Origin of the sequence: Kitasatospora sp. NPDC058492 (genome assembly GCF_042720685.1) — a bacterium.
Lineage (GTDB): Bacteria > Actinomycetota > Actinomycetes > Streptomycetales > Streptomycetaceae > Kitasatospora.
The window spans coordinates 57538-80229 of the sequence record NZ_JBHXMU010000041.1 but is presented as its reverse complement, the minus strand read 5'-3'; the positions used below and the strand labels follow the sequence as shown (position 1 = coordinate 80229).

General features: G+C 70.7%; 17 protein-coding genes and 1 pseudogene. 10 read left to right on the top strand and 8 right to left on the bottom strand.

The genetic code is table 11. The features are described 5' to 3' along the window. Positions 1–35: 35 nt before the first annotated feature. The 5 genes from ACFWPI_RS25380 to ACFWPI_RS25360 all read left to right on the top strand — a co-directional run bounded on the left by ACFWPI_RS25380 (position 36) and on the right by ACFWPI_RS25360 (position 11803). A complete protein-coding gene (locus ACFWPI_RS25380) occupies positions 36–1415 on the top strand; it encodes an SDR family NAD(P)-dependent oxidoreductase (protein ID WP_380372260.1) in 1380 nt (459 codons plus the stop codon). A gap of 216 nt (positions 1416–1631) precedes the next feature. Further along, positions 1632–4580, top strand: a complete 2949-nt coding sequence (locus ACFWPI_RS25375) for a DUF6603 domain-containing protein (protein WP_380425039.1) — start codon at positions 1632–1634, stop codon at positions 4578–4580. Between the two features lie 16 nt (positions 4581–4596). Further along, positions 4597–6717, top strand: coding sequence for a hypothetical protein (locus tag ACFWPI_RS25370; RefSeq protein WP_380372265.1), 2121 nt, complete (start codon positions 4597–4599; stop codon positions 6715–6717). 29 nt (positions 6718–6746) lie between these two features. Then, entirely contained in the window at positions 6747–10178 is a 3432-nt protein-coding gene (locus ACFWPI_RS25365) for a hypothetical protein (RefSeq protein WP_380372267.1), read from the top strand. After that, positions 10178–11803 carry a hypothetical protein gene (locus ACFWPI_RS25360; protein WP_380372270.1) on the top strand — a complete coding sequence of 542 codons (1626 nt, stop codon included), beginning with the start codon at positions 10178–10180 and terminating at the stop codon, positions 11801–11803. Before ACFWPI_RS25365 ends, ACFWPI_RS25360 begins: the two co-directional genes overlap by 1 nt. Positions 11804–12004: 201 nt before the next feature. Here the strand turns inward: ACFWPI_RS25360 and ACFWPI_RS25355 are convergent, their stop codons facing one another. Beyond that, entirely contained in the window at positions 12005–12265 is a 261-nt protein-coding gene (locus tag ACFWPI_RS25355; protein ID WP_380372273.1) for a hypothetical protein, read from the bottom strand. Positions 12266–12267: 2 nt separating this feature from the next. Here ACFWPI_RS25355 and ACFWPI_RS25350 point away from each other — a divergent pair, with 2 nt between their 5' ends. Next, on the top strand, positions 12268–12618 hold the full coding sequence (locus ACFWPI_RS25350) for a hypothetical protein (RefSeq protein ID WP_380372275.1): 351 nt from the start codon (positions 12268–12270) through the stop codon (positions 12616–12618). Positions 12619–12744: 126 nt separating this feature from the next. On the opposite strand, the pseudogene ACFWPI_RS25345 reads toward ACFWPI_RS25350, so the two are convergent. Beyond that, a pseudogene (locus ACFWPI_RS25345) lies at positions 12745–13085 on the bottom strand (transposase); the annotation flags it as partial. 263 nt (positions 13086–13348) lie between these two features. On the opposite strand from ACFWPI_RS25345, the gene ACFWPI_RS25340 reads away from it, so the two are divergent. Next, positions 13349–14146 carry an alpha/beta fold hydrolase gene (locus ACFWPI_RS25340; protein WP_380372278.1) on the top strand — a complete coding sequence of 266 codons (798 nt, stop codon included), beginning with the start codon at positions 13349–13351 and terminating at the stop codon, positions 14144–14146. Positions 14147–14641: 495 nt separating this feature from the next. Beyond that, positions 14642–15343 (top strand): hypothetical protein, encoded by a 702-nt coding sequence (locus ACFWPI_RS25335; protein WP_380372281.1) that lies wholly within the window; start codon positions 14642–14644, stop codon positions 15341–15343. A 97-nt stretch (positions 15344–15440) separates the two neighbouring features. Here the strand turns inward: ACFWPI_RS25335 and ACFWPI_RS25330 are convergent, their stop codons facing one another. Together ACFWPI_RS25330 and ACFWPI_RS25325 are read right to left on the bottom strand one after the other, a co-directional pair. Continuing rightward, positions 15441–15806 (bottom strand): darcynin family protein, encoded by a 366-nt coding sequence (locus ACFWPI_RS25330; protein WP_380372284.1) that lies wholly within the window; start codon positions 15804–15806, stop codon positions 15441–15443. An 87-nt stretch (positions 15807–15893) separates the two neighbouring features. Beyond that, complete coding sequence (locus ACFWPI_RS25325) at positions 15894–16787, bottom strand: NAD(P)H-binding protein (RefSeq protein WP_380372287.1); 894 nt, start codon at positions 16785–16787, stop codon at positions 15894–15896. Positions 16788–16894: 107 nt separating this feature from the next. On the opposite strand from ACFWPI_RS25325, the gene ACFWPI_RS25320 reads away from it, so the two are divergent. Beyond that, entirely contained in the window at positions 16895–17875 is a 981-nt protein-coding gene (locus tag ACFWPI_RS25320) for a LysR family transcriptional regulator (RefSeq protein WP_380372289.1), read from the top strand. 182 nt (positions 17876–18057) lie between these two features. On the opposite strand, the gene ACFWPI_RS25315 is transcribed toward ACFWPI_RS25320, so the two are convergent. Next, complete coding sequence (locus ACFWPI_RS25315) at positions 18058–19005, bottom strand: SDR family NAD(P)-dependent oxidoreductase (RefSeq protein WP_380372292.1); 948 nt, start codon at positions 19003–19005, stop codon at positions 18058–18060. A gap of 107 nt (positions 19006–19112) precedes the next feature. Here ACFWPI_RS25315 and ACFWPI_RS25310 point away from each other — a divergent pair, with 107 nt between their 5' ends. Further along, the gene (locus ACFWPI_RS25310) at positions 19113–19778 is read left to right on the top strand and encodes a TetR/AcrR family transcriptional regulator (RefSeq protein WP_380372295.1); all 666 of its coding nucleotides are present in this window, start codon (positions 19113–19115) and stop codon (positions 19776–19778) included. Between the two features lie 26 nt (positions 19779–19804). Here ACFWPI_RS25310 and ACFWPI_RS25305 read toward each other — a convergent pair whose 3' ends face one another. From ACFWPI_RS25305 to ACFWPI_RS25295, 3 genes are read right to left on the bottom strand one after another with little or no spacing between them, the layout of a single operon-like run. Next, positions 19805–21001: a cytochrome P450 gene (locus tag ACFWPI_RS25305; protein WP_380372297.1), complete on the bottom strand. Its 1197-nt coding sequence runs from the start codon at positions 20999–21001 to the stop codon at positions 19805–19807. A 31-nt stretch (positions 21002–21032) separates the two neighbouring features. Continuing rightward, positions 21033–22436, bottom strand: coding sequence for an NAD(P)/FAD-dependent oxidoreductase (locus ACFWPI_RS25300; RefSeq protein ID WP_380372299.1), 1404 nt, complete (start codon positions 22434–22436; stop codon positions 21033–21035). Beyond that, positions 22426–22635, bottom strand: coding sequence for a ferredoxin (locus ACFWPI_RS25295; protein WP_063352161.1), 210 nt, complete (start codon positions 22633–22635; stop codon positions 22426–22428). The genes ACFWPI_RS25300 and ACFWPI_RS25295 overlap by 11 nt, the downstream gene beginning before the upstream one ends. Positions 22636–22692 lie beyond the last annotated feature (57 nt).

Here is a 22692-nt window from a genome sequence, read left to right as displayed (position 1 = left end):
CTGCCCCGAATCCCGCCCGACCCAAGGAGCACACCGTGTCCGCTTCCATCCCCACCCCAGTCCGGCCGCGCCCGTGGCTTCACGGCAGGACCGCCCTGGTCACCGGCGGCGCGGGCGGCATCGGCCTGGCCCTGGCCCGCGTCCTCGCCGCGCACGGCGCCACCGTCCACGCCGCCGACCTCTCCACCACCAACATCGCCCGCGCCACCCAGCAGATCGCCGCCGCGCCCTGCGGTCCCGGCACCGTCACCTTCCACGAACTCGACATCAGCGACCGCCCCGCCCTGGAGCAGTGGATCGCCGGCACCCACCGGAAGCTCGGCCGCATCGACGTCCTGGTCAACAACGCCGCCCACATCCAATGGGCCGACGTCGAGGAGACGAGCGTCGAGGACGCCGAGCGCACCATGCGTGTCGGCTACGACGCCATGGTCCACACCGTCAAAGCGGTCCTGCCTCTCATGCGTGCCGCAGTAAGCGGACACATCGTCAACATCGGCTCCTCCGCGGGAAAGGTCTTCGTGAAAGGCCCCTCCGCCACGTACGCCGCGATGAAAGCCGCCGTCGAGGGCTACACCCGCATCCTGCAACTCGAACTCGCCCACACGTCCGTCCACGCCATGCTGGTGCGCCCCGGCGTCGTCGTCGGCACCGAGTTCTTCGGCCACCGCGTCCCCTCCAGCCGACTGCCCCGCCTGGCCGACTTCCTGCCCACCACCAGCCCCGAACAGGTCGCCGACGCCGTCCTCCTGGGCCTGCGACAGCGCCGGGCCCAGGTCGACATCCCCGGCTACCTCCCCGCCCTCTACCGCGCCTACGCCCTCGCCCCCGGCGTCTTCGCCCACCTCAGCGGCGCCCTCGGCAACGCCCGCCACGACTACGGCAAACCCCGCCCCGCCCGGAACCGGACCGCCCCCACGACACCCGCCGCACAGCCGGGCCGCGCACTGCGCTTGCTCACCGCCGCAGGCGCCAACCCCGCCTTCGTCGACGCCATGGCCAACATCTCCCCGCCCCTGGACCGCGCCATCCACACCCTCACCGGCGGACGCGCCACCACATTCTCCGCCATGCTGCCCACCCTCATGCTCCACACCACCGGCCGAACCACCGGCCGACCCCGCCGCACACCCCTCATGTACGTGACCGAACCCAACGGCGACCTGCTCGTCGTCGCCAGCAACTTCGGACAGCCCCACCACCCCGCCTGGAGCGCCAACCTCATCGCCCAACCCCACGCCGGCATCACCCGCGACGGCCGCAGGACCCCCGTCACCGGCCACCTCCTCGACGGCGACGACCGCAACCACGCCTGGCAGCAACTCCTCACCTTCTGGCCCCCCTACACCACCTATGCCGACCGCTCCGGCCGCCGCCTGCGCATCTTCCGCCTCACCCCAGGCCACTCGGGCTGAACCGGCGACCAGGGTCGTCGGCACATCGGGTCAACGAGGCACTGAGCAACACCTTTGGCTCCGACGACCACACGGTCGTCCCCACATGTATTCCGCATCCCCTCTTCCGAATGTGGATCGCTGAGCACCGCTGATCGGCAACGGCCACTTCACTGGTGTGGCCCGGCCTCCACCATCGCGGAGCCCTCGCGCAAGCCCCCACCGACTCTCCCCGCCATGCGCCAGGGCCTGCCTGGACACCGACAGGTTCCGGCCGATTGTTGCTCGACTTTGCGCCGGTCCGACCGCCAAGACCAAGCCCCCACTACGATCTGTAATCAAATGATCACTCGGTCGGGATGGCGCTGCCGTCCGGAGCTTCGACATGCCCGCGCACGGGCACGGAAGGGGACGGCTGTGACGATCCATGTGGACGAGTTGCGCAAGCTGCTCGACACCGGCGAGGGTCAGGAGGTGGAGCTGCCAGGGGAGATGCTCGGCCTTGGGGACGTGTTCCAGCCCTTCTTCCCTGACGGAGTGCTCCGCCTCGCGAGCAGCGATGGCCACTCTGGCGCGCTGCGGGCGGTCGGCGCCGCTGTTACGTCCCTCGCGGACAGGCCGGTCCGTGTATGTGCGACGTTCAGCCATGACGGCTCTGTCGTCACGGCGGTTGCTCTGGACATCGAACTGCCTGCGCCCGGCACGCGCGCGGACGAGCTCGCCCGCGTCCTCGGCGTGGACGTGCCCCATCTGCCCGGCCCCGATGTCGACCGGATCACCCTCGCCAGGAACGGGGCGGGAGCCACACTGACCGCCGCCGGTCCCCGAGGGCGTGCGGCACTCTCCCAAGACGCTCGCCTGTTCGTCGCCGAGGCCGACGGCTGGCGGATGGTTTGCTGCGAACAGAACCTGACGGAGGATCAGCTCGCGATCCTCGACATCCGTGCGACTGGGGGGCTTGCTGCCGGGTCCTGGCTGGTACTGCCCGACGGCTCGGTCGTTCCGGTGAAGGCCCCCCTCGCGGTGCCCCGCCTCGACGCCTCGCGCGTCGACGGTCTGGGTCGTGTCATGCCCGAGCGCACGGCAACGACCCGGCGGCGCGGCCTGTCCCGTCCCCTGCGCGCGATCGCGACCCGTGACGGATTCGCGGTCTTGGGCGTCCCGGCGCCGGGGCGTGAGCGCGGCTTCAAGCCCATCGGCAACCCCCTGGATGGGCAGGGCCTCGGCATTGACTACAGCACCCCGCCGCTGCGGATCGCGGGGACGCTCACCGTGCTGCCCGCGCAGGCCCCGTACAAGACGATCATCGGGGGTGTGCTGCTGTTCTCATTCGACAGTGGCGACTCCGGCAAGGGCTTGTACGGGACCGGGATGGGCGCCTACGTCGTGCCCCAGGCGGGGACCGACCCGTCGTTCTTCGCTTTCGCCGCCATCGGCAGCAACCCCGGTATCGGGATCCCCGCACTGCGGTTGAACGGCATCGCGGCGGGCATGGGCTGGAACAGCAGGATCCGGGTGCCCGAGGTCGAGGAGATCGGGGTCTTCCCGTTCATCAAGGCCCTGACCAACCCGGGGGCGATCGGCGCGGAGAAGGGCAACCCGGTCAAGATCCTGGGCACCCTCGTGGGTGGCGACAACCCGTGGATCAGGCCCGCCCAGGACGAGTTGTGGGTTGCCGCCGGGCTGGCGTTCACCGTCGCCGAGTTCGTCGAGGGCCGCGCGATGGCCCTCCTGCAGACCGGACCGGAGCTGACCGTGGCCCTGCTGGGCATGGGCGGGGTCGACTTCCCCAAGGGCGGGACCAAGAAGTACGCCAGGGCCGAGATCGGCGTGCGGGCCGTGATCAAACCGCTGCAGGGCGAGCTCGCGATCGAAGCCGCGCTGACCCCCAGTTCCTTCCTCCTCGATCCCAACTGCCGCCTGCGCGGCGGGGTCGCGCTCAAGTCCTGGTTCGGCGAGAGCCCCCATGCCGGCGACCTCGTCCTCAGCGTGGGCGGCTACCACCCCAAGTACCAGGTGCCCGCCCACTATCCCAGGCCCACGCGGGTCGGGTTCGACTGGGCGCTGGGCGGCAACGTCACCGTCTCCGGCAACGCCTACTTCGCCCTCACCCCGGCCGCGGTGATGGCCGGCGGTGACCTCGACATCCAGTTCCACGCCGGCCCGGTGCGTGCCTGGTGCGTGGCCAAGGTGGACCTGCTGATCCAGTGGAAGCCGTTCTACATCGACGCCTCGCTCAAAATCTCCATCGGGGTGTCCGCGTCCATCAAGATCTGGTTCATCCGGATCAGCATCACCATCGAGGTCGGCGTCAGCCTCCAGCTGTGGGGGCCCGCCTTCGGCGGATCCGCCGAGGTCCACCTGTGGTTCATCTCCTTCACCATCAACTTCGGCGCCTCCCGGCCACCCCAGGACCGCTCACTGGACTGGGCCGGGTTCCGTGAGATGCTGCCGCCGCCCGAGAGCGCGGTGCGCGTCCTGCCCGGAGCCGGACTGATCGAGAACACCCAGACGGACGGCACCCGTAGCGACGGCGCCTGGGAGGTCTCCGCCGCCGGGTTCTCCTTCACCACCGACTCCACCGTCCCCGTCACCCAGCTGTACCTGAACACCAAGGCCGGAACACCTGCGGAGAGCGGCAGCCTGCTCAACATCCGGCCCATGCAGCAAACCGGCCGAACCAGCGTGCAGTGCGTCTCGCTCACCCGTGAGGGCGAGAGCGTCGACCTCACCACCTGGTCGCGCGCCAGGACCACCGCCTCGGTGGCCCAGGCCCTGTGGGGGACCGGCGCCGGCAACACGCTTCCGGCCAAGGACGGCGACCAGCTCATCGCGAACCAGCTCACCGGTGTCCGCCTGGCCGCGCCACCGCTGCGCAACGGCACCTCCACCGGCTACATCTCCGAAGAGGCCCTGAAGTTCGACCCCGTCAACCCCGACGGTCACCAGCCGCTCAAGGCAACCGACGGGCCCGTCGGCGCAATCCCCGCACGGCCATCCGGCGTCATCGCGACGATCGCGACCACGGTGGCCGCCGCCACGCAGATCACCGCCCGCGGCCAGCTCGCCGGCGTGCTCGCCGGGCTCGGCCTGAACCTCGGGCTGCTCGACAACGACCTGAGCGCCTACGCCCGTGCCGCTCAGGCCACCTTCACCGCCGAGCCCATGCTCGTGCCTGCCGCCTAAGAAAGGGGGACTGAGCATGGCCACCGTCGGCCACCGCACCCGGTTCTTCGACCACCGCATCCCGTCCCTGTCCGCAGGCCGCTACCGCATCAACGTCGAGCAGAGCATCACCGGCATCGACACCGGCAGCTCCCTGCCGACCCGCCAGCAGCCCTTCGACGTGCGGCAGTTGCGCTTCGCCATCGCCGACACCGATGTTCACGCCTGCTACCCGGTGCCCGGCGCGGTGGGCACCTACAGCCAGCTGCTGCCGCACATCACCCTCGACACCCCCGCCCTGCCCTGGTTCCGGCGTCTCAAGGGCGCCGAGGAGGGCGTGCCGTGGATCGCCCTGCTGCTCTTCCGCGAGGGCGAACTGCCCGAGGACCGCGAGGCGGTGGGCCAGGTCAAGGTCACCACCGTGCGCGACCTGCTCGCCGGACAGGACAACAACCCAGGACAACCACCCGCCATCGCACCCGAGAACGTGTCCGACGACGAGCAGGAACTGGCCTGTCGGACCATCCACGTGCCCGCCGCGCTGTTCACCACCGTGTGTCCCAAACCAGCCGACATGGCCCTGCTCGCGCACGTCCGCGAGGGCGGTCCGCCCGACGCCACCATGGGCTCCGACCCCGAGCCGGAGGAGGAGGACCTCAACGCGGTCGTCGTCGCCAACCGCTTCCCCGCCGTCAGCGGCGGCCAGCACGTCGCGCACCTCGTCTCCCTGGACGGCTTCGAGAGCTACCTGCACGGCGGCACACCGCCGGCGCAGGGCCTGCGGATGGTCTCCCTCCACTCGTGGTCCTTCGAGACCCAGGCCGACTCGACGATCGGCTTCGGCGACATCGTCCAGAACCTCGCCGCCGCACCCGAACCGCTCCTACGGCTGCCCCTGCCCGGCACCGCCACCGACCCCGAGGCGCTGGCGCGGTTGAAGGGCGGGGCCACCGCGCTCCCACAGCGCCTGGAGTCCGGCGAGCGCAGCTTCGGCTTCTACCGGGGCCCGTTCACCGCCACCAAGGCCCAGGAGCTCCCGAAGCCCGCAGCACCGCGCCTGGAGTCGCCCGGCGAGGCCCTGATCTATCTGGAGAAGTACGGCGTCTACGACACCGGCTACGCCAGCGCGTTCAGCCTCGGCCGCGCCCTCGCTCTCGCGGACGCGCCCTTCCGCACCAAGCTCATGGAGTTCCGCGCCGCCGCGCGTCGCGCTGCCCGCCGCCTGCTCGCCCACCCCGAACTCGCCGGCACCAGCGCGCGTGCCGCCGCCACCCTCCTGAGCGAGAATCTCGCTCACCGCGGCTTCGACCGGCTACTCACCGCTGACGGTGCTCTCATGGGCGCCCTCACCCGCACCGGCACCCAACTCGCGGCAGCCCAGCGCCGCGCCGCCGCCCCCTCGACCCGGGTAGCCCCCTTGAGCTCCGCTGACCTGCGTAGTGCGCTGGCCGAGCCGGATGTGCGCGGTGTCCTGCGGGAGGCGAGCGCCATCCAGCTCGACCCGGTCCGCGCGTGGCTGGACCGCCTGCCGCTCCTGGAGATGGTCCCCTTCGAGCACTTGGTACCCGATGCGCGGATGCTGCCGCCGGAGAGCATCCGCTTCTTCCACGTCGACCCGGGGTGGATCCGCGCCGCCGTGGACGGCGCGCTCAGCGTCGGGGTGGGGCACGCGCTGGACGCCGACCTCAACACGCTGGCCACCGGGATCCAGGACGCCCCCGAGTGCGGCGTGCTGATCCGCTCCGACCTCATCCCCAACTGGCCCAAGACCATCATCACCGCGTTCCGCGGCGACACGGTGGTGGAACCCATGCGGCGGGACGTGTACGGCACCGACGTCCTGCTGCTGCTCTACCCCGAGGTCATCGACACCTTCACCCTTGCCGAACCCCCGCAGGGCCTGATGTTCGGCATCGGGGACGTCGGAACCATCGAACTGCGCAAACTCACCGGCACCGACATCGGCTCGCCCATGGGCGAGTTCCCCGACCCGCCCGGCTTCGGCCGCTTCCTGCGCCCGGCCGGCGACGTGCTCGACATCGCGGGCAAGCTCGCCCCCGAACTCGCCCGCGCGCACAACCTCCCCGCGTTGTCGCCGGCCCGGTTCGCCCTTCAGATGATCAAGGCACCGCAGATCCAGACCTTCGCCCGGCCCTGACCCGCCACCCCGGAACGGACCTTCACACGATGCCCAACAACACCCTCGTGGTGCCGGTCGAGGTGGCCGCGCTCGCAGTCAACGCGCAGACCCGCGACACCGACGGCACGTACGTCATCCAACGCTGGCAGGCCAACTTCCGCTCCCTGACCGAGGACAACCAGCCGCCCGAGCCGCTGCCGTTCCAGGGCACCGAGATCTGGCGCGACAAGCCCGAGCGGCTCGGCGTCTACCTGCAGTGGCAGCTCCCCGAAGCGCTGTGCCAGGGCCACCAGGACAGCGAGAGCGGCGAGATCGGCGACTTCCCCCTCGTCCCCAACCGCTGGCTCGTGGTGCGCCGCTCCAACCGCGCCATGACGTCCTGGATCGTCGAAAGCGACTACCTCGACCCCCAGAACGGCGCCGTCTCCTACCTCGACCCCGACGCCGCCAACCCCACCGCGACAAAGGCCGGGCGCCGCCACGACCTCACCATCCACGCGCCGTGGCGCGAACCCGCAGACGCCCGCGAACCGTTCCTCACCGCGCTCGGCCCCGGCCTGCTCACCTTCTCCGTCTACCAGCCCTACAACCTCAACGTGTTCTCCATCCACGACACGCTGGCGGACATCGAGGGAGACGACCGGCTCAGCTACTACGTCACCGGCTGGTACTCCCGAGAGGGCAAAGACATCCTCGCCGGCACCGAGGACTACACCCACATCCTCGACCGCCTCGAATGGAGCCTGCCGCCCGGGATGGGCAGCCCTCGCCGCTCCCTCTACACGGGCACCGCCTTGGGCATCGACTGGAAACCGAACGGCGGCATCCCCGTCTCCGACTGCCCCGGCCCCGCCAAGATCGCCGTTGCGATCGGTAACAGCGCCGCCGAGGCCGCCGCCGTCCTCCAGGAACAGGCCGCCGGCCCCGGCTCCCTGAACGCCGACGACGCCCGCCTCTACCGGGCGTTCCTCCTCGGCGTCCTGGACGAACTGGACCGATCCGACGGCGACCTGTTCCCCGAACGCACCGCCCACCAAGGCGGCTTCGGCCCCGTCCCCGGCGGCTACACCTGGCGCGTCGTCGACCGCGGCGACCCGAACGCACTCCCCCCGCTCTCGGCCGGCGAACGCACCCGCCAACTACGCCTCGAACAGGACGTCACCGCCGACCTCAACACCAAGCAAGCCGACCTCGACGACCTGGAACGCAAACTGGCCAGCGCCCAGGAACACCTGTACAACGTCTGGTCCCTGGCCCAGGAGAAGAAGCAACCCGACTTCTTCGCCCGCCGGAGCGCCGCCGAGCTCAACCCCGCCGATCCCGACGGCGCCGCCGGCAAGGTGGCCGACCTCGCCGCCCAACTGCGCGACAGGCGCACCGAGATCCCCTGGGCGAACGATCCGGACACCCTCGCCGAGCGGGCCCGCGCCTACGCCGCGGACCAAGGCCTGCGCGGCGCCCGCGTCCTGCAGCGCGTCCCCCTCGACCCCTACGAGCAGCACGCCGACCCCGTCATCATGCTCCAGGGCGCCAACCTCAACGCCCCCATGACCCGCGGCTCCAGGCTGCCGTGCCGCACCGAGGAACGCCTGGTCACAGCGGTCGGCTCCATCACCGCGCTGAGCGTGGCCGCCGACGTCGCCAAGGTCAACACCGCCCACCTGCCCGAGGCGGTACCCGCGCTGGTCACCGAGTTCTGCATCCTCGACCAGGCCCGCAAGACCGGCGCCAACCTCAACGCCGCCACCGGCACCCTGCCAGCCCTGGGCACTGATCCGTGGCGCCAGCCCTGGCAGCCGCTCTACCTGATGTGGCGGGCCGAATACACCGCCATCCCCTATCAGGCGAACAACGGCACGGCCCACTGGAGCTTCGACGGCAACCGCTACCGCTGGAAGGGCACCGGCGACCTCACCTACGCCGTCACCGCCGGCGGACGCCAGACCCTCGCCCCCACCAGCGGCCACGACCAGGACGGAAAGCTCGCCGGCTACGCCGCCGGCCGCGGCGACCTCCCCGACGAACTCATCCAGCAGCTGCGCCGACAGGCTCGAAGCCTCGACCAGCTCTCCCAGCGCCTGGACGGCCTGAGCGCCGAGGTCGCCCAGCGCGAAGCACGCACCACCCTCCGCCCCACCGGGGCGATCCGCGGCCTGATCGGCGACGCCGACCGCCAGGCACCCGACCCCGGACCACAACCGGTCTTCGAGTGGGACGACTGGGAGCCCACCGACTTCCAGGAGCTGCGCTCGGGCCACCTCGCCTTCGCCGCCCTGTCCGTGGTCGACCGATTCGGCCGCGCGGTCAACCTGATCGACAACCCGCAGCACTTCCGGCCCTTCCGCCCCCAGACGATGGTCCCCGACCACTTCGTCGGCGAGATGGACCGGGACCGCTACATCGAACTGGGCCCGCGCCTGCTCCAACCCGCCCGCCTGCACTTCGACTTCCTCTCCGCACAGCGCGACGAGCCCGTCGACCTCACCCCCGGCACCAACCCCGTCTGCGCCTGGCTCCTGCACAACCGACTCGACAAGTCGATCGCCTGCTACGGCCCCGAGGGCCACGCGCTCGGCGACCTGCGCACCGTGCTGTCCGCCAACGGACAGCGGATCGTCGCATGGACCGCACTGCCCGGCTCCGACATCCAGGAACTCGACCAGCTCGCCGCCCTCTCCCCGCACGCCCACCGCTTCCTCGCCGCCATCCAACAGCGCGGCCCGGCCGTCCTCGACGCGGTGCGCGCCCACCTGGACGCCGCACTGGCAACCATCGACCCCGACGGACCGGCCGACGAGAGCCTGGCCTTCCTCCTCGGCCGCCCCCTCGCCCTCGTCCGCGCCCGCCTCGACCTGGAACTGTCCGGCCCGCCGCGCACTGACGTCACCTGGAAGAACGTCCTCAACCCGCCCCAGCCCAAGATGCCGCACTACCAGTGGACCGTGCGCCTGGGTGAGGCCCGGCAGACCGACGACGGCCTCATCGGCTACGTCCTCGACAACGACTACACCCACTTCGAAAGCGTCATCACGCCGAGCGGCGACTCCGCCGGCTACCTGCGGCCCATCGACAAGGGCCAGCGCCTCCAACTCGCCTTCAACTCCGCCAGCACCGCCCTCGTCACCCTCCTCCTCGACCCGAGGGCGGCCGTCCACGCCACCACCGACATCCTGCCCGTCACCGCCATCCACCTCCCCCAGGAGTTCACCACCCACGCATTGGCGAACATGGCGGTCAGCTTCCGCGCAGGCCCCCTCCTCGCCGCCACCACCAACGACGGTGCCGCCCTCCTCCCGCACCCAGCCACCGCGACCGGCACCTGGACCTGGACAGAGCGCGCCGCCGACGCGTGGGCGTCCATGCCCATCACCGTCCCCGACCCCACCGGTCTTCCGATCGGTCAAGACCCCCAGATCCGCTCCGGCTTCCTCGTCCTGGACGAGGCCGCCGCCGTAACCCGACACGAGGAAGCACACTGATGAGCACCGTTTCCCAGACCGCGGCAACCGGCTCCGAAGATGCCGAAGCCGCCGCCACCGCCCTGGAGTTCAGCCTCAGCACCAACCCCGACCCCATCCGCGTCTCCCCCAACACGGGGGACCCCCAGCGGGCCGACCTGGTGATCGTCGGCAGCCGCCGCAGCGGCGAGGCCATCGAATGCAACAAGATCGTCGTTGTCATCCCGACCGGCCCCAACTCCCCCGACCTCGCCCTCGATCTGGAGGGCATCGACCCCCAGACCAGCCTCAAGGACTGGACAGCGACCACCAACGCCCAGGCGAAGACGATCACTTTCGCCCCCACCTCCGGCCATGCGACCATCAGCCGCGACGAGGGCCTCACCGTCCAGCTCATGGGCGTGCGCATCAACCGCCAGGTCGGCACCGCTCCGCTCCTCATCCAGGTCTACTCACGCCCGGCCGGCTCCAGCGAGTCCTTCCTGCCGGACACCACGACGCTGGAGATCGGCAAGTTCCCCGCCGACTTCTACCTGCGCAACCTCATCGCCAAACCGCCCATCATCAACAACGGCGAAACCGTCACACTCACCTGGGAAGCCGGCGGCGTCTCCTCCCTGCGCCTGCTGTACGACACCACCGACGTCAACGTGCTGGACAAGAGCACCTACACGCTCAACAACGTCGGCCACACCACCCAGTTCTACCTGCGCGCCACCGTCCAGATCGGCAACGGCACCGCCGAACGCATCCTCAACACCACCGCCACCGTCCGTGTCCCGGACCTCGAAGTCGGCAGCCTCTTCGTCCGCGGGGCCATCTCCAACCTGCGCTACGGCACCGAGGGCAACTCCTCATCCGCCCCCTGGTCGCAAGCGAACGTACCCACCCTCTTCGGCCACTCCATGCCCACCCTCTTCAAGTACAACAACCAATTGCACTTCGTGGCCAGCGCCTTCCAGCGCCAGGAGCCGCTCTGGGCCACCCTCCACGGCGAGACCTGGATCATCACCCCCACGAACCTGCCCCCCGCAGCCTGCGAAGAACCCGCCTTCCTCGAAGTCAACAACAAGCTCTACTGCGTCTACCGCACCCCGGACAACGCCATGCACCGGACCATCGGGACAGCGGACCCCACGCAACCCGGACAGCTCGCTTGGAGCACCCCCACTCGCATCACCACAAAGAACTGGACAACCACCCACAAACCGACACTTGTGCAACTGCTGACGGGCCCCAACTGCGGGTTCCGCCACCCGGACGGATCGATCCACTTCGGCGCCATCATCGACGACACACCGCCGGAGCCCACGAACATCCCCGTCAAGACAACCCACGGGCCAGCTGCGGCCAGCACCCTGCTCGGGCCTCAGTTCGCCTACAGGGCAGAGGACGGCGCAGTCCGCGTCACTCTGGTGACTGGAGACGGTGCCCCCATCCCCGGAGCGCGAACGAGCGACGGGCCAGCATTCGTCCCGTACCTGACAGGGGTGGCTTGCGCCTACCGCGACGAGAGCGGGAAACTCCGGTACTCAGCCAACGTCCTCGGCTCCTGGTTGCCGTCCGACGACATCTCCCCCCTCCCCGGCACCGGCAGCCCGTCAGTGGTCGCACTCAACGGCAGGCTGCACGCCATCTACCGGTAGTTGGGCCACAGGCGAAAACCAGGCCGTACCGGAATGGCTGGCACCCACGTGCTCCCACCGGACTTCCGGTACGGCCACCTTCCTCGGCTGGCAGGCGGCGTCTCTGCGTCCAACTGTCGCCAAGCGTCGTCTGCGACCTCTTCGGCGTCACAGTCAGCAGAACCGACCACTAGTGCAGCGCCGCGTTGATCCTTCGGGAGTTCATGCGGCTTTGAGTGGGCTGCCGTCGTAGGTCCAGCGGTAGGGCTTGGCGTCGTGTTCGTCGTAGGCCAAGACGAAGGTGGCGCTCGACGATGCCGACAACTGGGGGGCCAGGGTGGTCGGGTTACTGGTGCGCGACTCGACCAGCGCGGTCAGGAGGGCGCGGTGGGTGGGGTGCGCCATGCGGTCGGGGGTGAGGTAGGCGATGTCGTCCAGGCGTTGGCGGTCGCGGAGGGCGGCACCGAATCGCACTGGACACATACATGATCCCCAAATGGGGATCAACTCCGGTCGCTCGCATCCAGTTCGACGGCATCGCCAAGTGGCTCGGCGACATCCTCGCGGACTCCGTATCCAACGGAAAACCCCTCTCCGCGAGCACCATTCGGAAGATCCACGTCGTCCTTAAGAGAGTGCTGGACCATGCAGTGCGTGCGCGCCGGATTGCTTATAACCCGGCAATCGGAATCCCGCTCCCTCGCTACGTCCCGCCGGAGCACGTCTACCTGGAAAACATGCAGCAGGAAACCCTGGTGGCGCCCGCTCTCGTCAACCCATGGCATGCCGTGTCCCTCGCGGCCCTGGAGTACAGCACCAGGGTTCGCGGCCTGTGACGCAGTGTCAAGACTTCGCGACAACCGGTGCGACCCGCAGCTCAAGGCGGCGCGCACCAGCCGCCGCACGCCGGATCAGGGGTGCTCAGGCAGGTCGGTGAGCCGCTCGACCTGGGTGACCGTCCCGTTCACCGAGTCGACCGCGCACCTCGACCAGTCCAGCTTGCCGCGCGCCCAGCTCGTCCAGGACGACCCGGTGGAACTTGGCCCACACCCGGGCCCTGCTCCATTCGGTGAATCGCCGGTGGGCGGTCGGCCCGGACGGGCCGAAGCAGGGCGGAAGCTGGGCCCAGGTGCACCCGGACGTCGCGACGAACACGATCGCCACCAGCGCCTCCCGGTCGCCGTAGCGGCGCCCGACCACCGCCCTGTGGGCGGGTCGGCGCCGCCGGCACCACCAACTGGAACAGCTCCCACAACTCGTCCGGCACCAAGCGCTCCACGATCGTCACGGAAGCAGCCTGCAAGCCCAAATGAGATGTCTTTTCAATGTGCTTCGGGCCGTGGTGCTGGCCCTTTCGAGCTAGCACCACGGCCCTCTGACCTGCATGTTTGCTGTGGGCGCGGACGGTTTCGAACCGCCGACATCCGCCCTGCAAATGCAGTGATCGATGCGTTTGCGCTACGCTCGAATCACTAACACAGCGATCACTGCGAATGTTGCCTTGCCTGTCGACCACTACTCCCCACCGCCCGATACAGCCTTCACCCCGCCGCATCAGGAGACACCGTGACGACTGCCAGCAGGATCAAGAAGCACCGCCAGGTTCAGCGATCGGACCACACGACGATCCGCTACACAGCCAGCGGTCCGACCGGAGGACCGGTCCTGGCCCTCATCCACGGCTGGGCGTGCGACCGCGGCGACTTCGATGCGGTGACCGACCATCTGCCCGAGGACCACCGCGTCCTGGCGATCGACCTCGCCGAGCACGGCGAGTCGCGGTCGACGCGGGAGGTCTGGACCATGGAGGAGTTCGCCCGCGACGTGGCCGCCGTCCTGGAAGCCGAGTCGGTGGACACAGCGGTCGTCGCCGGCCACTCCCTCGGCGGGGCGGTCGCCGTCGAAGTCGGCCGGCTGCTCCCGGACACCGTCTCGCAGGTCGTCGCACTCGACGCACTGCACTACCTGTCCCTGTTCCCGGCGCTGAGCGAGGAACAGGCCGAGGCGACGGTGAACGCGTTCCAGACGGACTTCGCCGCCGCCGTACGGGGCCTCGTCGAGGGGGGGTCACCGGCCGGGACGGACCCGGCGCTCAAGGACGCGTACACCGAGAAGATGGCCGCGGTGCGCCAGCCCGCGGGCCTGCGGGCCATCGAGGGCCTGGTGCGCTGGGACATGGACGCGGCGCTGCGCGAGACGAGGCAGCCGATCACCGTGTTCGCGATACGTGACCTGGTGACACGGGAGGCGATCGACCGCTACCGGGACCGCCTCGACATCGTGCTCATCGACCTCGGCAGCCACCACTTCCCGGCCGAGGCCCCCGAGGAGACGGCGAAACTGCTCTCCGGCGCCAGGTTCTGACTCGGCATCAGCTTTCTTGAACGCCGCTGCGGGCCGTGGGTCCGCCACGGCCCGCACCTCATCGCCGCGACAGCCCGGCGCTCCGTCTCGCCCCGCTCCCGCCGCCTGCCAGCCACTTCCCGAGGAAGAGAGCCCCCGCTGCGCCTGCGGGACGTCACCGTTCCCCATCGCCTGTGGATGTCCCCGATGGCCCAGTACGCCGCGGGCCCCGACGGGAAACCGACCGACTGGCATCTCGTGCACTACGGCGCACGAGCGGTCGGCACGGTCGGCACGGTCGGCGCGGTCGGTCTGATCATGGTCGAGGCCAACGCCGTGGGCCCGCTGCACCGGACCGGCGGACCTCGGCATCTGGAACGAGGAGCAGGCCGCCGCTCACCGGCGCCTGACCTCGTTCATGCGCGAGCGCGGCACCGTCCCAGGGGTGCAGTTGCAGGCCGCGGGCAGGAAGGGTCGCACCAACTGCCCTGGGTGGGCGCGGGGCAGAACGGTTCCGTGAGCGCGGCCGAGGGAGGCTGGCGGACGTTCGGCCCGTCGGCGGTCCCCTTCGGCGACCTGGACGCACCCCGGCAGGCCGACCGCGCCGACCTCGACGAGGTGGTCGAGGCGTTCGCCCGCGCGGCCCGGATGGCCCACCTGGCCGGGTACCAGGTCGTCGAGATCCAGGCCTCGCACGGATACCTCCTGCACGAGTTCCTCTCACCCCTGTCCAATCACCGGACGGACGAGTACGGCGGCAGCCTCCGGAACCGGACGCGCCTCGCGCTGCGCGTGGCCCGCGCCGTCCGGGAGGCCTTCCCGGCGGAGAAGGCCGTCTTCGTCCGGATCACCGCCACGGACTGGGTCGAAGGCGGCGTCGGCATCGACGAGGCGGTGGCGTTCGCCGAGGAACTGGCGGCCGTGGGCATCGACTTGCTCGACGTCACGTCCGGACTGGCGGTGCGGGACCACGAGGCCCGCCCGCCGACGCGGGAGGGGGTCCACGTCGAGTTCGCGGCACGGCTCAAGGACGCCACCGGACTCGCGGTCGCCGCCGGACAGATCGGCGACGTGTCGCTGGCCGGCGAACTGGTGGCGAGCGGGCAGGTGGACGCCGTGATGACAGGGCGCCCCCTCCTCCACGACCCCTACTTCGCCCTGCGCGCGCGCCCCGCGGACCAGGCGGCCTGGCCCCACCAGTACCGACGCGCTCTCTGACCGCTCCTCTGGTCCTTCCGGGCCGATGCCCCCTGACCACGACCGGTCAGGGGGCATCGGCGCTCGTGCGCAGGTGGGTGGGCGGGCGGGCGGTGTCTCAGGTGGCGATGGTGGCGAAGGGTTCGAGGCCGTAGGTCCGGGCGTAGCCGTTCTCGGTGCCGACGAGGAGGTCGACGACCTCGAAGTAGCGGTCCCAGAAGGGGGTTTCGCGCAGTGCGTCGACGAGGAGCTGGTAGGCGTGGTGGTCGTCGGCCTCCCACACCCAGACGTCGGTGACGCGAGCGGAGTAGAACTCCGTGTCGTAGAAGCGTGACCGGACGCCGGTGGCCCTGGCCTTGATGGCCGGCAGGACCTGGGTGGTGAAGGCGTCCACGCGTTCCTGGACGGTCAGGGCGAGCCATTCGGGCATGGTCTTGACCAGCATGAACGCCGTGACCGGCGGTTCGGACTTCTCAGCGGACATCGGGGTGCCTCCAAAGCGGCAGGTGGTGGTGGTCCTGGTTCGCTGTTCGCCGGGCTCCGTGGTGCGCCCGGCACGGGGTGCTGGACTTCAGGAGAGGACGGCGGGCTTGAGGGTCCGGGCGCACCACTGCTCGAAGCGGGTGGGGGAGGCGGTGTCCGGGGTGCGGGCGACGCCGGCGTCGAGGCCCTCCTCCTTGGCCCGCTTCATGTCGACCACGCCCCGGGCGAACGCCTCGTTGAGGCCGTAGCCGACGAGGGTGGTGTACAGCTCGTCGAGCGACTGGCGTTCGTAGCGGACGGGGCGGCCGAACTGCTCGGTCATGAGGCGGGCCAGGTCGTTCGGGGACAGGTCCTGCGGCCCGAGGACCGGGACGCTGCCGGTGCCGGTCCACGAGCGGTCCAGCAGCAGGTCGGCGGCGGCGGCCGCGATGTCGGCGACGGCGACGAAGGGGGCCTTGCGGTCGGCGTCGACGGAGTCGGTGAAGACACCCTTCTCGCGGATCGAGTCGGCCTCCTCCAGGAGGTTCTCGAAGAAGGACGGGTTGGCCAGGGCCCGGTAGGCGACGCCGGTGCCGGCGATGAGGTCGTCCATCGCGAGGGAGGCGGTGACGAGGCCGGCCCGGTCGGCGAGCGGGGTGCCGCGGCCGAGCGCGGAGACGCCGACGACGTGGCCGACGCCGTGGGCGACGAGCGCCTCGACGGCGGCGCGGGTGAAGCCGCTGTAGGCGTCGTGCGGGGTCAGGGAGGAGTCCGGGGGGACGAGCCAGAAGACCGCGTCCGCGCCCTCGAAGGCCCGGTCGAGGACCTCGGCGTCCGCGTGGGAGCCGGTGACCACGTCGACGCGTCCGTGCGCCGCGTCCGGGAGCCGGGCGGGATCGCGCACGATGACGCGCAGTTCCTCGCCCGCGGCGGGGGCGGACTCCAGGAGCTGGGAGAGCAGGTGGCGGCCGATGTTCCCGGTGGGACCAGTGATGACGATCATGAAAACCTCGTAGCTCGTGCTGGTTTCGATATGCCCTCATCCTGCTGAGATCCGCCGTGCTGCCACAATGGGAACTTCAGCACGGAATCATTGACTGAAATGGAATAATGCTGGTGAGCAGCCCCGATCCGGTCATCGACGCCAATCTCGCCATCGCCCTGGATGCTCTGCTGACCGAGCACAGCGTGACCCGCGCCGCCGCGCGACTGCACACCTCGCCCGCCGCCATGAGCCGCACCCTGGCCCGGCTGCGCCGCATCCTCCAGGACCCCCTCCTGGTCCGGGCCGGGCAGGCCATGGTTCCCACGCCGCGCGCCCAGGCCCTGCGCGAGGAGGCCGCCACCGTGGTGCGCAGCCTCGGAGCGCTGCTCAGCCCCGGTACGAGCATCGACCCCGCCGGCCTCCGCAACACCTTCACCCTCCAGGCCGCCGACCTGGTCGGCGCGGCACTGGCCCACGGGCTGCTGCAACTGGCCCGGCGGGAGGCGCCGGGGGTCTCGTTCCGGATCCGGGCCGAAGAACTGGAGGCCGGGCCCGCCCTGCGCGACGGCCGGATCGACCTGGAGGTCGGATCCATCGACCACGTGGACCCCGAAACCCGGGTCGAGGAACTGGTCAGCCTCCGCATGGTCGCGGCCGTCCGGGCCGGCCATCCGCTCACCGAAGGGCCGCTGACCCCGGCCCGGCTCGCTGCCGCCCACCACATCGCGGTCAGCCGCCGCGGCCGGTTCACCGGCCCCCTCGACACCGCCCTGGCCGAGCAGGACCTCCACCGGCGGGTCAGCGTCGTCCTGCCCAGCCACCTGGCCGCGATGACCCTCGCCACCCGCAGCGACCTCGTCTGCCTGGTACCCGCCGCACTCCCCGGCGCCGCCCCCTCGCCCCTCACCCACGACGCCGGCGCCCTCGGACTGCACCTCCTCGACATCCCCCTGGCCCTGCCGCCGCTGACCATCGGCATGGCCTGGCACCCCCGGCACACGGCCGACGGGGCCCACCGCTGGCTCCGCGACGCCGTCCGGCAGGTTCTCCGCACGCCGGCGGCAGCCGCCGGGCCCACCGCGGCGGACGCGATCGGGCTCGCATAGGACGACACCGGCCCCGTACCGGACGACGCCGCCCCGGCCTGCACGGACGCATGCCCGTGGGCAACAAGGCCGCGGACCGGACGACAAGCCGAGGTGTCCCGCTCCGCAGCCGGGTGTCTACTCGCCGGAGTCGGTCACCGACGCCCGGCCCGGATCCGTGTCAGGCGTTCCCGGACGACGCGCTACACCGTGCTGGCCGATCCGGAGGGAAACGAGTTCCGCCCGGACTGAACGACGGGGAACTTCACCCCGGTGAGGTCTTCGGAGACGGCCCACAGCCGCTGCTGGACGACCACCTCGTACGACTCCGGGCTGGAGGTGACCAGCCGGGGGTGGCCCATGAACTCGCCGCGTCCGCCGGGACCGTAGTGCTGGCCGCCGAGCGCGGCGGGGTCGGCGGCGGCCCGAAGGGTCGGCAGCGCGCCCATCGCCGGCTTCTGGGTGATCAGCGGCGCGAGCCAGGTGAGCGGAAGCCGGAAGGCCGCGGGGAGGTTGCGGGCGAGCTCGGTGCTGGACACGCCGGGGTGCGCGGCCACCGCGACGGTGGTGCCGTGCGTGGCGAGCCGACGCTGCAGCTCGTACGTGAACATCAGGTTGGCCAGCTTGGACTGGCCATAGGCGGCGGCCCGGCTGTACGACCGTTCCCACTGCAGGTCGTCGAAGTGGATCGCGGCCCGGATGCGGTGGCCGGTGCTGCTGACCGTCACCACGCGCGAGCCGGGCACCGGCAGCATCAGGTCCAGCAGCAGCCCGGTGAGCGCGAAGTGGCCGAGGTGGTTGGTGCCGAACTGCATCTCGAAGCCGTCCCGGGTGGTCTGCTTCGGGGTGTACATCACTCCGGCGTTGTTGATCAGCAGGTCGATCCGGTCGAGCCGGGACCGCAGCGCCGCCGCCGCGGTCCGGACGGAGTCGAGCGAGGTCAGGTCCAGCGCCTGCACGGTCACGTCGCCGGTCATGCGGGCCGCGGCCTGCTCGCCCTTCTCCACGTTGCGCACGGCGAGCACCACGGACGCCCCGCGCTCGGCGAGCGCCTTGGCGGTCTCGTACCCCAGTCCGGTGTTGGCCCCGGTCACCACGGCCACCCGCCCGCGCTGGTCCGGAATGTTCGCCGTCGTCCACTTCTCGCTCATGCCAGGCTCCCGACCAACTAACGTACCGAAGGTATCTTGCGCACGACGTTAAAGTACTTTCGGTACGTTGTCAACGTACCGCAGGTACCTAAGTTAGGCTGGTGATCATGACTTTCCAGCGGGCGCGAACCGAAGAGCAGCGGGAGATGCGTCGACGGGCGATCCTCGACACGGCGTCGGCGATGCTCGACGAGATGCCCGTGGCCGCGGTCACCCTGAACGAGCTCAGCCGCCGGGTGGGCCTGGCGAAGCCGAACGTGCTGCGCTACTTCGAGTCTCGCGAGGCGGTCCTGCTGGAACTGCTGGACCACTTCCTGCAGGAGTGGCTGACGGAACTGGCAGGCGAGTTGGCGGCCGGCATCGACGAAAATCTACCCATGGCCGAGCGAGCGGCGGGGGTGGCCGAGATCCTCAGCCGCTCGCTCTCCAGCCGAGCGGTGCTGTGCGACCTCTTCGGCGCACAGGGCAGCGTCCTGGAACACAACGTCTCCGTCGAGGTCGTGGCCCGCTACAAGCGCGCCTCCCTGGACCGCCTGACAGCCATGACCGCCCTGGTCCTGAAGTACCTGCCGGAGCTGGGCGAAAACGCAACACTGTTCAGCCTGCAGACCATGGTCATGGCCGGCGCGCTGTCGGCGTACAGCACACCCCCGCCCAGCCTGCGGGCGGCCTACCAGGCCGAGCCCGACCTGGCCCGCTTCCACCTGGAGCTGAAGGACTACTTGAAGCTGGCCCTGACCGCAACCCTCCTGGGCGTGCTGCCCCGCCGCTGACCTGCGGTGCACTGAACTGAGGGGCCTCAGAGCTGGACGGGCAGGTGGCGGGGTCCGCGGAGCATGGCGTTCTGCCGGTAGGGGGGCGGATCCTGGACCAGGCGTGCCGCGCCGAGGCGGGGGATCAGCGCACCGAGCGCGGCCTCGGCCTCGATGCGGGCGAGCGGTGCGCCGTAGCACAGGTGGATACCACTGCCGAAGCCGAGGTGCTGGTTGTCCGGGCGGGTGGGGTCGAACCGGTCCGGCGCGTGGAACCGCTTGGGGTCGCGGTTGCCCGAGGCCAGCGCGAGCACGACGGAGGCGCCTGCGGGGAGGGTGGTGCCGCCGACGTCGATGTCGGCGAGGGGGATGCGCTGGCGCATGTGGACCGGGGGTTCGTAGCGCAGCAGTTCCTCCACCGCTCGCGGCAGCAGCTCCGGTTCGCGACGCAGCTGGTCCAGCTGCTCGGGCTGACGCAGCAGGGTGAGCACCCCGTTGGCGATCAGGTTCACCGTGGTCTCGTGTCCGGCGATGAGCAGCAGCACCGCGGTTTCCGCGAGTTCTTCCCGGGTGAGACGCAGGGCCGGGTCCGGTTCGTTGACGAAGGCGGAGAGCAGGTCGTCGCTCGGATTGCCACGGCGCTTCTCGGCGAGGCCCGCCAGGTACCGGCCCATCTCGCCCCGCGCCTGCTCGCCCGCCTCAGCGCCCGCCTCGTCCCGCCCGGAGGAGTCCGCCTCGGGCCGGACGTCGGCCGACGCGACGAGCGCGTCGGACCACGCCCTGAAGAGCGGCTCGTCCTCACGCGGCACGCCGAGCAGGCGGCAGATCACCGTGACGGGCAGCGGGTAGGCGAGGTCGTCGACGATGTCGATCCGGCCGCCCGCCTGGAACGGCTCCATCAGTTCCCCGGTGAGCTGGACGATCTCGCCGCGCATGGCATCGACCCGGCCCGGGCTGTGCGGGGGGCCGAACGGCCGCATGGCCAAGGTGCGCAGTCTGTGGTGCTCCGGGTCGTCGAGCCGCAGGAACGGCGGCTTGTGCGTCGTCTCGCCACAGGTGCGGGGATCGACACTCATCCGTGGATCGTGGAGCAGGGCGGCGACCTCGTGGTAGGTGCCGATCAGGTAGCTGCCGTCTGCCTGCCGGACGACGGGACCGGCCTCGCGCAGTTCCGCGTACAGCGGGTAGGGGTCGGGGCGGTTCGCGTAGTCGGTGATCCGTGCCAGCAGGGTGTCGGAGTCCATGGTGGCTCCTCGTCGTTGGGCGGGACGTGGGTCAGCCGCGGGGCTGCACCACGGTCAGTCGACGGTCGGGCAGGTATCCGGTGAGCGCCACGGTGGGGCCGTGGGACAGCCCCTTCGGATCCGGCACGTCGGACGGAATCGGGATGTCCGCCGCGAGCGCGCGGTCCGCCGCGCCGGGCGGGGGCGGGAACGGCGCAGCCGTCTCGATCAGGTGCCGGTAGTAGTCGAGCGACTTGGCCATGTCGACGGTGACCGCCGCGGTGACCCGCCCCTGGTAGCCGTAGACCATCGCCAGACGGCGCGCCTCCAGAGAACCCTGGGCGATGACCACGTGGTCGGAGAAGGTGGGCACGCCCACCGACTTGATGTTGAGCCCGAACTGGGTCGACCAGAACGTCGGGAGGGCGAGGTGCGGGCGCCGCAGCGGCCCTGGACTGACCATGTTGTGGGCCGCCACCCCGGCCTGTTCGACCGCGTTCCCCCAGTGTTCGAGGGAGAGCATCTGGTAACCGAACAGCGGGTGGGGGAAGCGGGAGACGTCGCCGGCGACGAAGACGTCGTCAGTGACGATTCCGTACATGTTGAAGGCGCGGCAACCGGCGTCGCAGGCGATTCCGCGCGGGCCCGCCGCCAGGCCGGAATCCGCCAACCACTCGACGTTGCGGACCGCCCCCAACGCCACGACGCACACGTCCGCCTCGACGCGGCTGCCGTCGGACAGCTCCGCGCCGGTGAAGCGGCCGCCGCCGTCCCCGCGCAGGGCGGTGACCGTCACGCCGGTGCGCAGGTCCACACCGTGGTTGCGCTGCATGGCGGCCGCGAGTTTCGCCAGGGTGCCGCCCAGCGCGCCCACCAGAGGTGCGGGGCCGCGTTCGGCGACGGTGACGTCCAGTCCGCGTTCCCGGCAGGCCGAGGCGATCTCCGAGCCGGTGAAGCCGCCGCCGATCACCAGCACCCGCCGTGGCCCGGCGGCCAACCGCTCGGCCAAACCGCCGGCGTCCTCGCGGGTACGCAGGGTGAACACCCCGTCCAGGGCGGCCTCCTGCGGATGGGGCCAGGGACGCGCCCGGGTCCCGGTGGCGATCAGCAACCGGTCGTACGGCAGCGACTCGCCATCGGCCAGCATCACCCGCTTCCCCAGGGGGTCCAGGCCGGTGGCGCGTACGCCCAGCCGCCACTCGGCGTCCGGATCCCGGCGCATCGGCAGCCCGGTGGAGTCCGCCGCAGCGTGGCCCAGCAGCACCTGCTTGGACAGCGGCGGCCGGTCGTAGGGCGGATGAGGCTCGTCGCCGACCACGGTCAGTGAGCCGGTGAACCCCTCCTCCCGCAGCGCCTCCGCGGCCCTCAGCCCGGCCAGCGACGCGCCGACGACAACGATCCGGCCCTCTGTCTGGTAACCGGCCCTCTGGTCACCGGCTCCCTGGTCACCGGCCATCAGCGCTCACCTCCTCGCCGAGGAGGATGGCCTGGACCGGGCACGCCGCCGCGGCCTGGCGCACGCGCTCGACCTGGTCGTCGGGCACAGCCGGGGCGTACAGCAGTCCCTCCTCGCCGTGCAGCTGGAACACCCTCGGCGCGAGGAACACGCACTGTGCGTAGCCCTGGCAACGCGTGAGGTCGACAACGGTCCGCATCCCCACCACTTCCTCTGCCGCCGTACCCCCTCTCCCTTCCAGCATGGGACGAGAACC

Excerpts from the sequence above, each read along its gene's own strand:
- ACFWPI_RS25320 (WP_380372289.1), top strand. The coding sequence starts at position 16,895 with ATGCTGGTGAGCAGCCCCGATCCGGTCATCGACGCCAATCTCGCCATC.
- ACFWPI_RS25295 (WP_063352161.1), bottom strand. The coding sequence starts at position 22,635 with ATGCGGACCGTTGTCGACCTCACGCGTTGCCAGGGCTACGCACAGTGC.
- ACFWPI_RS25350 (WP_380372275.1), top strand. The coding sequence starts at position 12,268 with ATGATCCCCAAATGGGGATCAACTCCGGTCGCTCGCATCCAGTTCGAC.
- ACFWPI_RS25370 (WP_380372265.1), top strand. The coding sequence starts at position 4,597 with ATGGCCACCGTCGGCCACCGCACCCGGTTCTTCGACCACCGCATCCCG.
- ACFWPI_RS25360 (WP_380372270.1), top strand. The coding sequence starts at position 10,178 with ATGAGCACCGTTTCCCAGACCGCGGCAACCGGCTCCGAAGATGCCGAA.
- ACFWPI_RS25355 (WP_380372273.1), bottom strand. The coding sequence starts at position 12,265 with ATGTGTCCAGTGCGATTCGGTGCCGCCCTCCGCGACCGCCAACGCCTG.
- ACFWPI_RS25305 (WP_380372297.1), bottom strand. The coding sequence starts at position 21,001 with ATGGACTCCGACACCCTGCTGGCACGGATCACCGACTACGCGAACCGC.
- ACFWPI_RS25375 (WP_380425039.1), top strand. The coding sequence starts at position 1,632 with ATGCGCCAGGGCCTGCCTGGACACCGACAGGTTCCGGCCGATTGTTGC.
- ACFWPI_RS25315 (WP_380372292.1), bottom strand. The coding sequence starts at position 19,005 with ATGAGCGAGAAGTGGACGACGGCGAACATTCCGGACCAGCGCGGGCGG.
- ACFWPI_RS25310 (WP_380372295.1), top strand. The coding sequence starts at position 19,113 with ATGACTTTCCAGCGGGCGCGAACCGAAGAGCAGCGGGAGATGCGTCGA.
- ACFWPI_RS25365 (WP_380372267.1), top strand. The coding sequence starts at position 6,747 with ATGCCCAACAACACCCTCGTGGTGCCGGTCGAGGTGGCCGCGCTCGCA.
- ACFWPI_RS25325 (WP_380372287.1), bottom strand. The coding sequence starts at position 16,787 with ATGATCGTCATCACTGGTCCCACCGGGAACATCGGCCGCCACCTGCTC.
- ACFWPI_RS25300 (WP_380372299.1), bottom strand. The coding sequence starts at position 22,436 with ATGGCCGGTGACCAGGGAGCCGGTGACCAGAGGGCCGGTTACCAGACA.
- ACFWPI_RS25330 (WP_380372284.1), bottom strand. The coding sequence starts at position 15,806 with ATGTCCGCTGAGAAGTCCGAACCGCCGGTCACGGCGTTCATGCTGGTC.